This is a genomic window from Mycobacterium sp. NPDC006124 (assembly GCF_040614235.1).
Lineage (GTDB): Bacteria > Actinomycetota > Actinomycetes > Mycobacteriales > Mycobacteriaceae > Mycobacterium.
This window is the reverse complement of sequence record NZ_JBEXUA010000015.1, coordinates 78309-92096: the sequence shown is the minus strand read 5'-3', so window position 1 is coordinate 92096 and position 13788 is coordinate 78309. Positions and strand designations below refer to the sequence as shown.

Below are 13788 nucleotides of genomic sequence, written 5' to 3'. Positions count from 1 at the left end.
AATTACTCCGCCATGAGCTCACTCGCCTGCACGTCAAGTGCCTCGGCGATGTCGTACAGCCGCTCGAAGAGCAGCCCGCGCTTGCCGTTCTCGACTTCATTGAGGATCGGCCGCGTGACGCCAGATTTCAGGGCCAACTGCTCCTGAGTGAGACCGCGCTTCTGCCGCAACTCGCGGATTCGTCTGCCGACGGCCGCCCGCCGACGTTCCCATGCGGCCACGCGCTCCGGACTGTTCTGACTAGGTCGCGTAGGCACGCCCACCAGTAAGGCTGTGCGCGCCTCGAATGTCTGTACTACTAGTATTACACTGCGCCTGTGGGTGATGCGTCACTTCGTGCATCTGAAAGGTTTGGACAGAACGTTGCTATGAGTCCCCAGGACCCCTGCAAAAACTGGCTGATGACCCCAGGTCTCGTTTGCTGTCATGGATTTGACCACGATGTGACCTCAGGTGCAGCGACCAGACCCATCGCCAAACTCGGTGCAGCCGCGTCGCGCCGGTGGAGGCGATGGATCGACGTCGCCGGGCTGTTCTCAGGCCCCGGGGACCCCTTGGCGGAGAGGGCTGAGTTCACGTACGACGTTCGCGACCCATGGAATCCCTAGTCATGAACCAGGCGGCACCATTCAAGTCAGCCTGCGGCTGCGGACACGCGGGTAAAGGGATCGCCGATTACAGGGCGGAGTGCGGTTCTGCGCGGCTTGCCCATAACCGACCATCACCCTTCTGAAGCGATGACTATCACCGGCAACGAATCGATCACCCCGCCCGCCGACAAAGTCGGCGGTGCTGGTTTGCGTCGCCAGCCTGTCGACGACGTGGAGGCATACCTCGACTCCCTACCCGACCACGCCCGCTTGGGGTTGCGCGCTCTGGGGGAACTGCTGGTCGGGGTGACGCATCGGCCGCTGCGGGCGGAGACTGCCGACCGGTTCACCGCCCGCGCCCTGGGCGTCGCCCACGCCGGGCAGCTGATCGACGAGGAGCGCGAGCTGGATCCGGTATCGCGGTTGACCACCGCGCTCGCCTTGGCGGAGTGGATCACGTCCCACGTAGGCGTCATCGAGGTGGGCGCGGGTGAATACTCGCTTCCCCCCGCGTGGACCCAAACCGAGATCGGCGGACGCACCTACCGTCATCCCCAGTGCTTGCGGGTGCACTTCCCGGCGGGAACAGTTCTCGCCGACACCGGGTGCGTGATCGCCATCGACGCCCGCCGGGCAGCGATGGGATCCCCACAGCTCAGCGCCTACGTCACCCCCGGCCATCAGGACGGCGCCCGCGCCGCCCTGGACCGGCTCGTCGGCCGCGCCAACGACCTCAACCCGTATCGCGGTCGGGCCGTGCGCGCCACCAGCGCCGGCGGCCTGCATCTGTCGGTGATCGACCTTCCCGCCACGCTGACTCGCGACACGGTCATCGTCGATGACGAGGTCTGGCGGGAGATCGACCTCGGCCTGACCGCGGTACGCGATCGCCATGAGTTGCTCAACGCCCACGGTTTGGGCGCCCGGCGTGGGGTGCTGCTCTGCGGGCCTCCGGGTACTGGGAAGTCCGCGGTGTCGGCGGTGATCGCCGCCGAGGTGGTCGGCGCGTTCACGGTCGTCTACGTCGAAGCCAAGGCCGGTGAGCACCTGTTGACCGCGGTCGTGGAGGAAGCTCAACGTCTCGGTGGGCCCGTCCTGCTCGTCCTGGAGGACGTCGATCTGTGGTGCCGGAGCCGCCTCGGTGGATACGGTGGTGGGCTCTCGGAGTTGTTGGCGGCCATGGACATCGCCGCTGAGGCCCGCATCCTCACCCTGGCCTCGACCAACGACGCGGCCACCCTGGACGAGGCGGCGATCCGCACCGGCCGCTTCGACGCCATCGTCGGGGTCGGCTACCCCACCCCCACCGACGCCGCCCGCATCCTGACCGCCCTGATCACCGGGCTCCCTGGCGCAGACACCGTGGACACGCACGCCGTGGCCGCCGCCGTGCCGGAGCACACCAGCGGAAGCGACCTGCGCGAGATCGTCCGTCGAGCAGTCCTGTCCGCCGACGACACCGGGAGACTCACCACCGCGGCGCTGCTCGCCGAGGTGGGCAGCGGACGCTACCGCGCCACCATTCCGAACGGTATGTACCTCTAATGAACGACGGCGACGACGGCATTCCCGAACTGACCGAATCAGAGCGAATCCGCATTCAGGCAACGGAATCAGACTTCACCGCGATGGGAGATGCGCTGCGAAACGGCACCGCCACACCCGAGGACGTCGAAGGCGCGTTCGCCCGATTCATGTCCCTGGACATCGACCCCCAGAAACATCGCAACGCCTTGCACATCCCCGCTGATGCCGGGCCACATGCGGCGGCGATCGAGACAATCCTGCGGCGGATCCCTGACGGCTGGGGACGCTGGATCAGCGTCGACGCCGGCTGGTACCCCCTTGTGATCGCCACCGACGCTCAGCTTGCAGCGCTTGATCCTGCCCACCGGGTTCATCAGATCAAGGAGAAATTTGGCACGCTGCGCTACTACTACTGGCCCAGCAGCGAGGACGCCAGCCCCGAGTTGCTTGACGCCATGGACGCCATCACCGACGACGCCCAACGTGCCTCCGCGATCACCTGCGAACGCTGCGGCGAACCCGGAGTGCTGCAGCGAACCCGGTACTGGGCAAAGACGCTATGCCATTCCTGCGCCCACCCGCTCGGATACGCGCCCGTGCTGCCGCAGGACCTCGCGTAACGGGTCGTCGGCGCACCGACTCGACGACGCCACCGCAGCCGCGATCTGGGCGGCAAGCAGACTCGCGGCGAACTTCGCGAACGGCGCTCCGGCGACTCGTTGAGTGCCCGTGTCTTACTAGTAGTACATTGCTGACGTGGTTCCGACGACGCGCAGTGGGGCATCGGAGAATGTGTCCGGCTTTGCATTAGAGATACTCGACGAGCTACGAATCCGATTGATGGAGAGTCGCTTAGCGCTGCAAGCGTTGGCTGGGGAAGCAGAGCTGAACTTCGATGAGCTGGACGAGGACCTGCAGGCAGTTCAGGATGCCGCCCGTGAGGCGTTTGAGGCCGCCAGCTTGGTGCATCAGGGCGCGCCTCTAGATTCGCCATGGGCCGACGGGCCATCGCGCCCCCGAGCGATCTTTGCGCGCCACAGTGCCGCCGTGCGCCAGGGTGCTCACAGGGTCGATCCGTTGATGACGATGGCGGGCGATCTTGAGCGAACCCTCTGGCAGCTGCGAATGGAGGATGAAGCCGTAGCGGCGGCAAGACGGCCTAGGTGCGCCGGAACAGTCCGCACCACGGGTGAAAAGTGCGTCAGCGCTGTCATACATCTTGGGGGCGGTTTGGTTGGTACGCAATGTTATTCACACGCCACCCCGGCCGAAAGAAACCAGTACAAAGTTAATCAAGAGGTGCTCAACGCTCAGCGCTCACAGGCGCTCGGAGCACTCCTGAACCGGCGTCGCGATGCTGGTGTCACCGTCATGGAGAACTGGATTCAATATCGCGCAGCCAGGCGCCAACGGCTGGCTGATGGCTCCCTGCCCGTTTAGCAGGCAACAGCTACAGGAAACCATCTGAGACACAGTGCGATACGGCGAGGGTCGGTGGGATGGCGCGGCTATCACACGCCAGACCGCCTCGTTCGGGATCAGTGGGCCAAGTCGAGGCCACAAAGGGCACGAACTAACCGCACTTCAACCGATCCGCAACCAAGTAGACCAGCAGAACTGTCCGAACGTGCTGCTAATTTCACACCTGTAGCTCCAGCAGCGCGGCGAAGGATGGACGAGCATTGTGACAACGACCGACGGCGGTACAAACGCCGCTTACGGTTTCAACTTCCAGTTCGTGACCACCGCCGAGTTCTTCTTACGCCATCTTCGCGAGAACCTCGACAGGGTCGGCACGTTGGCCCTCCACATCGAGTCAGCCTCTCTTACGGAGTCCGCGGAGCACGATGACATCGTCGACTTCGCCATCGAAGAGGACCAGGCGATCACCATCAAGGCGCAGGTAAAGGCGTCTAGGACAAAGCGCACGCTTGGCGCACCTGAAGCGGAGCGGGTCTTATCAAATCTCAACGACGGTACGACTCCAGATATTCGGCTGATGACGAATCGCCCTCTCACCCAACCTCTTCAAGACCTGTGCGTGGTCGATGACTCAAGCACGAAGCCCGTCGAGTATGCGCTGAAGAGAGACGAAGGGCATGCAACCAAAGAGATCATTGCGCTGGACTCGAGGACCATCGGTGAACTGACCGAATCGCTGGTTGATTTGATCACCATGTTCCGAGCGGAGAACCGGAAGAGTCAGGGTCGCGTCAGCTGCCGGATCGTGGCGGTAGTTCTTCTTCACGAGATTTTCAGTGCGGCGGCTGGTGAAGCCAAGCGTCGGCTCACTGCTCTTGAGATCATCGCTGCGCTGTCGATGCCGGATCGAGAGGTCGCCGAAGCGGCAGGCGCATTTGACTGGGGTGTCCCTGTGGCAGGGATACCTACGTTCCAGGCGACAGTCCCCCGGCTCACGCTCCTGGAACAACTCGACACGGTTGTTCAGCGGAGGTTGCTTGATCCGGATGGCCGCGCTCCGTCCGTCGCGATCCTGGCGGGACGGACCGGCAACGGAAAATCCGCTCTAGCAGCCGACTTTTGCCACATCGAACACAACGCATTCAGCGAAATCATGTGGATTGATTCGCGGGATCCATCGATCACGGCCGCACGTGTCCGCGCGATTACGCACGACCTCACTGGAAAGGACTTCGGGGAAGGCGTAGATGCCTCAACGGACTTTGTCGGGGCACTCGCGTCACACCCTGGTCCCTGGTTGGTGGTGTTCGACAATGCTCCGTCCATGCTGGCGTTGCAGAAGTACATGCCAACGATGGGTAACGGCGCGGTCGTCATAACTACGACCAACAGCACAGGCAGCTGGTTCCCGCGCGCACAAATGCTCCCTGTCGAGGAGTTTTCCGAAGAAGAAGCGGTCCTCTGCTTCGCGAGCTATGCGGATCTGCGCGAGGGGTACGACGACAGTACTGTCGCAGAAATTGTCTCGCGGCTGGGTCTCGTCCCACTGGCGGTGAGCATGGCTGGGGTGTATTTCAGGAATGCGGAGGGGACTCTAGACGATCTATCGAGCAACTACTTCGAGAGACTTGAAGCACTTGACGATATGCGGGCTATTCCGGCCGGATTCGATCGAACGGCATTTCAAGCCATCAAGTTGGCCGTTGAACACCTCGGGCAGGGGCTGGTCTCGGAGGCGGAGCGACGTCGCGCGACGGCAATCCTCGAACACGCTGCTCTTCTCGCTCCAGAATTGCTACCGCTCAATTTCATTATTTCGGCCTCGCCAGAGGAAGGTAATGTAGATCTCGCCGATCGACCGCGTCCTGCTTTTGTCGACCGAAGCCTCTCGCGTAGCTTGATTTCGACATTTCGCACGCAAAGCATCGCTCAAAGGGTCATGAACGTCGATGACGCCGGGGCGCAAAACGCGGCCAGCGAAACGATCGCAATCCATCCGCTCGTTCAAGAAATACTGCAGATCTCCTACCTCGATCGCTTGCGCCCTGGCGAGCTTCAGGGCCATGCCCTCATGCTCATGCATCAGCTTCACGGCTGGATCGAAGGCATGCGGTCGGATCTTGAGTTCTTTGCTGTCGAACAGTTGTTGCTGCACGCTGAGGCTCTACTCGGCCTCTTGGCGAAACACGAACCTTTGTCGAGTGCGAGCGAGCAGCACAATCGAGTCTTCGGATACTGCAAAGCTATGTTGCAGCTGGAATTGGGAAAGTGTTACTGGGCGCGCGGCGACGCGACAGGGTCTGTTCAGATGTCAAAAGCAGCCTTTGAGACTTTGCAGACGTTGCCAACCAATCCGCTAACCACGATGCTTGCCTTAGAGGCGGTCTCATCTGCAGTAGTCGACCTCTCGAACGCCGGCGAATCGGTCGAATACATAGTTCCATTCGCCACTATGGCACTGGCTCTAATCGTTTCCATTGATGTCGCCGCCGCAACCGACCAACTTCGCTCATTCGTGTTTGAAAGAGCTAAATCAATTCGCGCCTTTCTGAGAAAGCGAACCGAATACATGGCGGTTCAAGCTGTCCAACAACTGGTGGAAGCCTTCGAGAACGTTATAGCGCTCGACACCAGTGGCGCCGTCAGCGACCACGACCTACTAGAAACGGTGAACGATCTGATGGAGGCGGACAACTACGCCGCTGTCATGGAGATGATCCCGGGCCTGTTGGAAAACGCCAACGACTACGACCGCATTCTTGTGCAGTCCGTAGCAGTAATCGCGCAACTTCACACAGGCTCATATGATGCCGCCGATGCAGGCATTAACGATCTCTTAGCCATCCAGATGCACCAGGACTACATGGTGACGCCGATCATGCAGGGGTTGGGCAAGATTCATCAAACCCTGACGGCACTGAGTGCCAGTCTTCCGCCCGCCCTGTCCGCGCAGATCGTGCCAGTTCGGGATCGAGCGACGCAGCTGTACGAGGTGGCGCAGCGTCGGTCCAGCCGCTAATTAGTGCGCCAGTTCGCGTCCCGACACAGGTCAGTCGGCGGGTCGTGTGCATCTGGTCGGTGGAGGACGCGTTGCAGCGAGCCGCCGTTGTTGTGGGACCGCAATGTCTTTGTCGGGTCTGAACGACCACGCCCCTTGACTCACATCTTTGAGCTGGCCGACTAGAGAATGGTTGAGCGCACGCGTACGACTGCGGCCGGGCCTGATGGCAAACGCAGATCGCTCGCAAACGTCAGCGGCGATCACTCGAGGAACCGCGGGTGTAAAGGTCGAACCGCACAGCCCTGAACTACCCGGAGAACCGAGCTATCCCAAGATGCCGGGCGAACCACCGCGCGTGCAGCCGAGCAAGAAGGTCGCCGCGCACTGGGACGACGACGGCAACCCGGTCTAGTCGACGGCCCCGTAAGACCCCGCGGGCCGGTCACCGTCGCCGGCAGGCGGCACCTCGTCGCGGAGGAAGTCGAGCACCGCGTCCCAGGCCCGTCGAGCTTGGACGGGGTGATGACTCACCCCGGGAACGGTGGCCACCGGGCCGGTGGAGTCATGTGCATTCCCAGGTGAGGCCTCCACGGCCCAGAAGGCATGCTCGGCCCCGCCGAAGACGGCCACGCGCCAGTCCACCCCGGCCTCGTGCAGTGTGGTGCCGAAGGTGAGCAGTTGCGCCGGGGTGCACAGGGGATCCTCGGAGCCGGTGCACAGCAAGAAAGCCCCTCCGGCCCTCGACCAGTCCTCGGCGCGGGCATTCGCGGGCAGGGCGGGATGGACCACCGCTACGGCGGTGAAAGACGTTCCCGCACATGCGAGTTCGAGTACGATTTGGCCGCCCGCACCATATCCCAGCGCCGCCAACCGCGCCGTGTCGACACCCGGAACGGCCACGAGGATCTCGAGTGCCGCCCGGCCGATGGCGAGCATGCGTCCGGTGTCGTCCAACAAGGGCATGGTCCGGTCGAGCATCTCCTGCGGTTGCCCGAAGTACGTGCGCCCACCGTGATAGTCCATCGCGAAGGCGACGAACCCGTGGTCGGCGAGGATGTCGGCGCGACGGCGCTGATAGGCGTCCAGCCCCACTCCGTCGTGGCCAATCAGCACGGCCGGCCAGGGACCGGCGCCATCTGGTCGAGCCAGGTGGCCGACCATCGTCATCCCGTCGACGGTGTAGGTGACGTCCTGAGTGACACTCATGGGCTCAACACTAGGAACCGGGTGGCGCGCCGGAGTCGAGTTTCGCGCAGGGCTCAGCGGCCGACGTCCGTGACGGACGGGCCAGGCGGTCAGCCCGCCAGCCACCTGACGACGCCGCCGTTCTCCGAGCACGTCGACCGATAATTCGGTTGCTGGGTGAAGTCCAGCGCTCCGTCCTGGCACTGGGCCACCGTCACACCCGGCGGCGGCGGGACCGGGTCGGGCGTCTTCTCCCACCCGCACCGGTTGATGACGGGGGGATCGGTGACCGGGCAGCCGGGTTCTGGCTGCGAGGGAGCGGCGGTGGCGGTCCACGGGCTCGTCAGCGACATCGTCGTCGCGGCAATGACCAGCGTGCCCGCTGCCAGGATTCGGAGAGTCATCGTCGTCAATGCTACGAGCTCACGACGCAAGCGTCGCCTTGCCGGTGACCTGTTGACCGGCCCGGTCGATCCAGGTCAGGTCGACCACGTCGCCCGGATAGTGGCGGTCCAGCACGTTGGTCAACGCCGTGGCGGAGTCGAGTTGCTCCCCGTCGATGGTGAGCAGCACGTCGCCGTCATGCAGACCGGCCCGCTCGGCGGGGCCACCGCGAAGCACCTCGAAGAGGACGACGCCGGGCAGGTTCTCCGGCTGGTTGCGCGAGTTCACCCCGACGCCGAGCAGCGTCGGCGGTCCGATGTGAACCGTGCCGGACGGCGTTCCCGACCGGATCTGATTCGCCGTCGCCAGGGCGTCGTTGATCGGGATGGCGAAGCCGGAGCCACCGGGATCCATCCGAAAGTTGACAGTCGCGGCGGTGGTCACGCCGACCACCTGGCCGGCCGCGTTGACTACGGGCCCGCCCGAGTCTCCGGCGCGCACCGGAGCGGCGAACTCGATCAAGCCGGTGGCCTGGTTCGAACTGCCCGTCAACTCGTCCTTGGCGTTGATGGTGCGGCCGAAGCCGACGACCTCGCCCGCCTCCTGGGTCAGCGGACTTCCCGACCCCCTGGCGTTGCCGAGCGCGACGACGGGATCACCCGGTGCGAGCTGCGCGGAGTCCCCCAACACGGCGACCGGCAGACCGCCGGCGCCGCGCAACTGCAGCACGGCGATGTCGCGGTTGCGGTCGTAGCCCACCAAATCGGCGGGATAGGACCGGCCCACGACGGTGGCGACGATGCTGTCGGCGCCCTGGACCACGTGATAGTTCGTCAGCAACGTGCCGCCGCCGTCGAGGACGATGCCGGTGCCCGCACCGATGGCGTGCTGGTAGTTGATCGTGGTGTCGATGCGGGCCACCGCGGGCTCGACCTGAGCGGCGACGCTCGACAGGTCGGCGGGGACGGCGGACGCCGGTGACGCCACGACCACCGACGCGGAGGCGACCGTGGCCGCGACTGCGACGACGTAGCGCCACCTGCTGTGGGACCTGCGCATGGGGCACCTTCCGCCGTGTGTAGCCGGTGTTCTACCCACGATTCTGACGTCGTCGACGTGGGCTGTCGACGCAACCTGGCCCGGGAGGGTCAGTCGTCGAGGGCTACTCCGCGGCGCGCGCGCCCGAACAGCCGCGAATTCGACTTGCCGCTCGGGCGTCGGTTGCGCAACTTGCTATCGGACTCATCGGCGGTGGGCTCGTCGGCGTTACCGGCAGGGATGTCCTCGCTGGTCGCGGGAACCGGCTCGTCGACGGGCTCGGCCGTCTCCTCGGGTTCGGATTCCGGGGCGTCCACGGCCTCCGTGACATCCGACGCGGGTTCGTCGACCACGTCGGTGGGTTCGGCGGTGACGTCGTCGGTCGTGTCGGTGACGTCCACGTCGGTGGCGTCTTCGTCCTCGGCGCCCCGGCCGCGACGCCGGGTCTGGGTCTTCGGGCGCAGCGGTTTCGGCGGAGGCGGGGGAAGTTCGGCGGCGTAGGCGAGGTAGAAGCTCGACGCGCCGAGGACGGCGATTGCCGCTGCTGCCCCGTAGAGCGCGAACAGCGTCGTTCCCGCGGAGTCAAGGCTGACCCAGATCTCGCTGAGCGCCGCGCCGACGATGAGCGCGCCCGCGAGAACGTGCAGGACGATCGCCCAAAACCGCAGGTTGAGAGCTAGCTGGGGAGTTCCGAATTCGGGCCGCTTGGTCTTCAGATACGTCAACAGCACGGGCAGGGCGGCGAGGCCGATCAACGCTCCGCAGACCAGGCGCATCGCGAGTCCGAGGCCCGTCGGCCAGGCCCCGGTCAGTTCGAACCACCGAGGGAGGACGAAGAAGAAGTAGAGAGCTCCGGCGATGACGAAGAACGATGCGTGCCACAGGACCGCGATCCAGCGCCGCATACTCCTCCTCGAGTCGGTCGGGCCATTCGATGAGTCGGGGCACGACCAGGCGCGAAAGCCTGGTCGTACCCGGACCAGCGCGGAGGATAGGGGATTTGAACCCCTGAGGGCTATTAACCCAACCCGCGTTCCAGGCGAGCGCCATAGGCCACTAGGCGAATCCTCCGCGGGCCATGGTAGCCGACGGGGACACCCGTTCTTCACGAGCTGTGTGCGCCACCGCCGGGACACCTCCCCAAGTCGCTCCGCTCCCGCCCGCCGGGACACCTCCCCAAGTCGCTCCGCTCCCGCCCGCCGGGACAGGGGTATTACACTCAGCAGCGGACCCCGCGCGGCGTCCATCCTGTGAACTCCCCCAGGGCCGGAAGGCAGCAAGGGTCAATGGGCTCTGGCGGGTGCGCGGGGTCCCCTTTCATTTCGGCCCAGCGGAAGGCCTGCCTTGTCGTTTCTGTCCCTCGGTCGTGACGAGCTGACCACGCAGCACGAACTGCAGCGTGGGAACTACGCCGAGCTGCAGGCCAAGAAGCTCAGCCTCGACCTCACCCGGGGCAAGCCGTCCCCCGAGCAACTCGACCTCGCCAACGCCCTGCTGACCCTTCCAGGTGCCGACTACCGCGACGGCGAGGGCACCGACACCCGCAACTACGGCGGTCTGCACGGGTTGCCGGAACTGCGCGCCATCTTCGGGGAACTGCTGGGCATCCCGGTCCAGAACCTGATCGCGGGCAACAACGCGAGCCTGGAGCTGATGCACGACCTGGTCGTGTTCTCCCTGCTACACGGCGCGGTCGACTCACCGCGGCCGTGGAAGGAGGAACCCGTCGTCAAGTTCCTCTGTCCGTCACCCGGTTACGATCGGCACTTCGCCATCACCGAGGCGTTCGGCATCGAGATGATCCCGGTCCCGATGCTCGAGGACGGCCCCGACGTCGACCTCATCGAGGAACTCGTCGCCGGCGATCCCGCCATCAAGGGCATGTGGTGCGTCCCGGTGTTCTCCAACCCCACCGGCACGACCTACTCCTGGGAGAACGTTCGTCGACTGGTTCAAATGCGCACCGCGGCAAGTGATTTCCGACTCTTCTGGGACAACGCCTACGTCGTGCACACCCTCACCCACGACTTCGTCAAGCAGGTCGACGTCCTCGGGCTCGCCGCCAAGGCGGGCAACCCGAACCGGCCCTATGTCTTCGCCTCCACCTCGAAGATCACGTTCGCCGGAGCTGGCGTCAGCTTCTTCGGCGGGTCGCTGGGCAACATCGCCTGGTACCTGCAGCACGCCGGCAAGAAGTCGATCGGACCCGACAAGGTCAACCAGTTGCGTCATCTGCGGTTCTTCGGCGACGCCGACGGAGTGCGACTGCAGATGCAGAAGCACCAGCAGCTGCTCGCCCCGAAGTTCGCGCTGGTCGGCGAGATCCTCGAGGACCGCCTCGGCGAGTCCAAGATCGCGTCGTGGACCGACCCCAAGGGCGGCTACTTCGTCAGCCTCGACGTGTGGCCCGGAACGGCACGGCGGACCATCGCACTGGCCAAGGATGCGGGTATCGCGGTGACCGAGGCGGGTGCGGCGTTCCCATACCGAAAAGACCCGGAGGACAAGAACGTTCGCATCGCACCGTCCTTCCCGTCGGTGCCCGACCTGGAGGCGGCGGTCGACGGTCTGGCGACCTGTGCGCTGCTGGCCGCGACCGAGTCCCTGCTCGCGGGTGACTAGGGCGTCGCGCGTCGGAGAGTCGGTCTCGATCAACGCCCTCCTCCTCGCCCGCTGGGGCGGTCGCATCGTCGGAGCGAGTGGGTAGCCTGCTTCCGTGGCTCTCTACCGCAAGTACCGTCCAGCGTCCTTCGCCGAGGTGGTCGGGCAAGAGCACGTCACCGAGCCGCTGTCGGTGGCACTGACCTCCGGACGCATCAACCACGCCTATCTGTTCTCCGGTCCGCGCGGCTGCGGCAAGACCTCGTCGGCTCGCATCATGGCCCGATCGCTGAACTGTGAGCAGGGGCCCACGCCGACCCCGTGCGGCGTCTGCGACTCCTGCGTCGCGCTGGCTCCCAACGGGCCCGGCAGCGTCGACGTGGTCGAACTCGACGCGGCAAGCCACGGCGGCGTCGACGACACGCGTGAACTCCGCGACCGCGCCTTCTATGCACCCGCCCAGTCGCGCTACCGCATCTTCATCATCGACGAGGCGCACATGGTCACCACGGCGGGCTTCAACGCCCTGCTGAAGATCGTGGAGGAGCCGCCGGAGCACCTGATCTTCGTCTTCGCCACGACCGAACCGGAGAAGGTGCTGCCCACCATCCGATCGCGCACCCATCACTACCCGTTCCGGCTGCTGGCCCCCAAGACCATGCGTGGCCTGCTGGAACGCATCTGCCGCCAGGAGGACGTCGCCGTCGACGACGCGGTCTACCCGTTGGTGATCCGTGCGGGCGGCGGATCTCCGCGCGACACCCTGTCGGTGCTCGACCAGCTGCTGGCGGGTTCCGACGGCCAGCAGGTGGTCTACTCGCGGGCGCTGGCCCTGCTGGGCGCCACCGACCTGGCGCTCATCGACGCCTCGGTCGACGCGCTCGCCGCCGGGGACGCCGCGGCGTTGTTCGGCGCCGTCGAGGCGCTGGTCGACGCGGGCCACGATCCCCGCCGGTTCGCCACCGATCTGCTGGAGCGGTTCCGGGACCTGATCGTGCTGCAAGCCGTGCCCGACGCCGCGGCGCGTGGCGTCGTCGACGCACCGGACGACGTCGTCGAGCGGATGCGGGAACAGGCCGCGACGCTCGGGACGGCCACTCTAACCCGCTATGCGGAGGTGGTGCACGCCGGACTGGGCGAGATGCGCGGGGCCACCGCGCCGCGGTTGCTGCTCGAGGTCGTCTGCGCCCGACTGCTGCTGCCGTCGGCCAGTGACACCGAAGCTGCTCTGCTGCAACGCATCGAGCGGCTCGAGACCCGGATGAACGTGTCCATCCCGGCGGGCGAGGCCGCCCAGGCTGCCGCCGTCGTCGAGGCGGCACCGGTCAAGCAGTTCGTGCGCAGGAGCAACGCCGCGCCCGAGACGGCGCCACCACCCACGCAGCCCGCCCAGGAGCCACCCGCGCCGCCGCCCGTCGCGCCACCACCCGTCCCGCCACGGACGGTGACGCCGCCGGCCGAGACGCCCGCCCCCGTGACGCCTCCGCCCGCCCCGCCCAAGCCGGCGCCCGTCGAGACCCAGCCGCCCGCCCCGCCGCCGGCCCCGGTTCAGGCGGCGGCCGCCCCGGGTCAGCCGGATGCGGCTGCGGTGCGCAGCATGTGGTCGACGGTTCGGGACAAGGTGCGCGAACGCCGCCGGCCCACCGACGTGATGCTCGACGGTGCCGTCGTGCTCGCCGTCGACGGTGACACCCTGGTGCTGAGCCACGTGTCGGCCCCGCTCGCGGCGCGGCTCAACGAGGCGCGCAACGTCGAGATCATCAGGGATGCCCTCAAGGACGCGCTCGGGGTCAACTGGGCCATCCGGTGCGAGGCCGGCTCGCCGACCGCGCCCGCTCCGGCCGCGCGACCACGTCCGGTGGTGGAGACTCCGCCGCCGGTCGAGGAGGACGACGAGGAGAGCATGCTCGCCCAGGCCGTCCACGAAGAGGCAGGACCGCGCCGCGACCCGGAGGAGGTCGCCTTGGAGCTATTGCAGAGCGAACTGGGCGCCCGGCGGATCGACGGAGCCTGACCACTCCCCGGGTCGCTCCGCTGTAA

General features: G+C 65.8%; 11 protein-coding genes, 1 tRNA gene, 1 other RNA gene and 1 pseudogene. 8 read left to right on the top strand and 6 right to left on the bottom strand.

Going from position 1 to position 13788, the window contains the following annotated elements; genetic code table 11:
* Positions 1-2: 2 nt before the first annotated feature.
* On the bottom strand, positions 3-257 hold the full coding sequence (locus ABZ195_RS24265; RefSeq protein ID WP_355222264.1) for a helix-turn-helix transcriptional regulator: 255 nt from the start codon (positions 255-257) through the stop codon (positions 3-5).
* A 480-nt stretch (positions 258-737) separates the two neighbouring features.
* Between ABZ195_RS24265 and ABZ195_RS24260 the strand changes: the two genes are divergently transcribed.
* The 5 genes and pseudogenes from ABZ195_RS24260 to ABZ195_RS24240 all read left to right on the top strand — a co-directional run.
* Positions 738-2135, top strand: a complete 1398-nt coding sequence (locus ABZ195_RS24260) for an ATP-binding protein (protein WP_355222262.1) — start codon at positions 738-740, stop codon at positions 2133-2135.
* On the top strand, positions 2135-2737 hold the full coding sequence (locus tag ABZ195_RS24255; protein ID WP_355222260.1) for a hypothetical protein: 603 nt from the start codon (positions 2135-2137) through the stop codon (positions 2735-2737). The genes ABZ195_RS24260 and ABZ195_RS24255 overlap by 1 nt, the downstream gene beginning before the upstream one ends.
* Before the next feature lie 136 nt (positions 2738-2873).
* Positions 2874-3557 (top strand): hypothetical protein, encoded by a 684-nt coding sequence (locus ABZ195_RS24250; protein WP_355222258.1) that lies wholly within the window; start codon positions 2874-2876, stop codon positions 3555-3557.
* A 244-nt stretch (positions 3558-3801) separates the two neighbouring features.
* Positions 3802-6558 (top strand): hypothetical protein, encoded by a 2757-nt coding sequence (locus ABZ195_RS24245; protein ID WP_355222256.1) that lies wholly within the window; start codon positions 3802-3804, stop codon positions 6556-6558.
* Positions 6559-6844: 286 nt separating this feature from the next.
* Positions 6845-6952: pseudogene (locus ABZ195_RS24240) on the top strand (ATP-dependent DNA ligase); the annotation flags it as partial.
* Here ABZ195_RS24240 and ABZ195_RS24235 read toward each other — a convergent pair.
* The 5 genes from ABZ195_RS24235 to ABZ195_RS24215 all read right to left on the bottom strand — a co-directional run bounded on the left by ABZ195_RS24235 (position 6949) and on the right by ABZ195_RS24215 (position 10218).
* Positions 6949-7746: a dienelactone hydrolase family protein gene (locus ABZ195_RS24235; RefSeq protein WP_355222255.1), complete on the bottom strand. Its 798-nt coding sequence runs from the start codon at positions 7744-7746 to the stop codon at positions 6949-6951. The pseudogene ABZ195_RS24240 and the gene ABZ195_RS24235 overlap by 4 nt on opposite strands.
* Positions 7747-7835: 89 nt before the next feature.
* The gene (locus tag ABZ195_RS24230) at positions 7836-8129 is read right to left on the bottom strand and encodes a hypothetical protein (protein ID WP_355222254.1); all 294 of its coding nucleotides are present in this window, start codon (positions 8127-8129) and stop codon (positions 7836-7838) included.
* Between the two features lie 19 nt (positions 8130-8148).
* The gene (locus ABZ195_RS24225) at positions 8149-9168 is read right to left on the bottom strand and encodes a trypsin-like peptidase domain-containing protein (protein WP_355222252.1); all 1020 of its coding nucleotides are present in this window, start codon (positions 9166-9168) and stop codon (positions 8149-8151) included.
* Between the two features lie 89 nt (positions 9169-9257).
* Positions 9258-10052: a hypothetical protein gene (locus ABZ195_RS24220; RefSeq protein WP_355222250.1), complete on the bottom strand. Its 795-nt coding sequence runs from the start codon at positions 10050-10052 to the stop codon at positions 9258-9260.
* 80 nt (positions 10053-10132) lie between these two features.
* Positions 10133-10218: transfer RNA gene (locus tag ABZ195_RS24215), tRNA-Ser, on the bottom strand.
* A gap of 153 nt (positions 10219-10371) precedes the next feature.
* Here ABZ195_RS24215 and ffs point away from each other — a divergent pair.
* The 3 genes from ffs (at position 10372) to ABZ195_RS24200 (ending at position 13762) form a co-directional block, all read left to right on the top strand.
* Positions 10372-10466: signal recognition particle sRNA small type (ffs, locus tag ABZ195_RS24210), an RNA gene on the top strand.
* 25 nt (positions 10467-10491) lie between these two features.
* On the top strand, positions 10492-11769 hold the full coding sequence (locus ABZ195_RS24205) for an aminotransferase class I/II-fold pyridoxal phosphate-dependent enzyme (protein WP_355222248.1): 1278 nt from the start codon (positions 10492-10494) through the stop codon (positions 11767-11769).
* A gap of 94 nt (positions 11770-11863) precedes the next feature.
* Positions 11864-13762, top strand: a complete 1899-nt coding sequence (locus ABZ195_RS24200) for a DNA polymerase III subunits gamma/tau (protein WP_355222246.1) — start codon at positions 11864-11866, stop codon at positions 13760-13762.
* Positions 13763-13788: the final 26 nt, after the last annotated feature.